The sequence below is a fragment of the Catalinimonas locisalis genome, assembly GCF_038039535.1.
Lineage (GTDB): Bacteria > Bacteroidota > Bacteroidia > Cytophagales > Cyclobacteriaceae > Catalinimonas.
Genome location: NZ_JBBPHP010000108.1, coordinates 1 through 1,157, shown reverse-complemented (window position 1 = coordinate 1,157; position 1,157 = coordinate 1). Strand labels below are relative to the sequence as shown.

Genomic DNA, 1,157 nt, shown 5'->3' with positions numbered 1-1,157 from the left:
ATCAGGAAGCCTCCTATCTCAGGGAGTTTGACTACCTGATGTACCACTCCCCGCTCTATCGCTGACCTGGGCATACCATAGACCACTGATGAACTTTTGTCCTGGGCAATGGTGTATCCGCGCTTTTGGTAAATGGCTGCTAATCCTTCTGTACCATCTTTACCCATTCCTGTCAGTACTACGCCTATTGCTTTTTCTTTGTATACTTCAGCCACTGAACTAAGCAGACAGTCTGCTGAAGGATTATTAAACTCTTTGTACATTTTGCTGATAAAAGCTATCGTAGCTTTCCCGGTTACTGCATTGTGGACCACTTTCATATTGGTATGCCCGGGAGCTATGTAAATAGTTTCTCCTTCCAGGGTTTCATTACGTTCAGCCAGTTTGATGTGCAGCGGACTTAGTTTATTGAGACGCTGTGCAAAAGAGGACAGAAACTGTTCAGTCATATGCTGAGCAATCACAATAGGAATCTTCAGATTTGCCGGTAGCTGTTTGATCACGGCTTCAATGGCTGCCGGGCCTCCGGTAGAGGCTGCAATCGCAATAATATGATAGGGTAGTTCACTGCTGAAACTGTGGGCATTGGTATTCTTGCGTATTTTGCGCGAAATCAAAGAAGGTCCATTGGCAGTAGCCGCTGTCTTGACCAGCTCATTCAAAGGAAACTGACCTTCTTTAGCTAAAGCTACTACCTGCTCCTTGTTGATAAACTCAAAGGCTCCCGCACTCAGGGCATCAAAAACCTTAGGGTCCTTTTTTTCTAAAGAACTTAGTAATATTACGGGCAAAGGCTCTTTCTGCATGAGCTGTCTTACCACCTGTAAGCCATCAAGCTGAGGCATAATCATATCCGTGATGACTACATCCGGCTTAAGAAGCTTTATTTTTTCTAAACCTTCTTTTCCGTTGGCAGCGGTTGCTAAGACTACTATCTCAGCATCACTTCTCAAAATATCAGCCAGCAGAATACGCATCAGGCCCGAATCTTCTATCAGTACCACCTTAATCTTCTGAGAAGTCATGCGCTACTGTGATTACAGTTTGTTCAATACTTCCAGAAGTTTCTCAGCGGTAAAAGGCTTCACGATATAGTCATGAGCGCCTAGAGATTTGCCTTCTGCAATGACTGACTCCTGCCCCACAGCACTGATCAT

At 44.7% G+C, this 1,157-nt stretch carries 1 protein-coding gene; it reads right to left on the bottom strand.

The genetic code is table 11. The features are described from left to right. Nucleotides 1–1,025 (bottom strand): chemotaxis-specific protein-glutamate methyltransferase CheB (gene cheB / locus WJR50_RS34080; RefSeq protein WP_341297794.1); only part of this gene is annotated, 1,025 nt, incomplete at its 3' end. Nucleotides 1,026–1,157 lie beyond the last annotated feature (132 nt).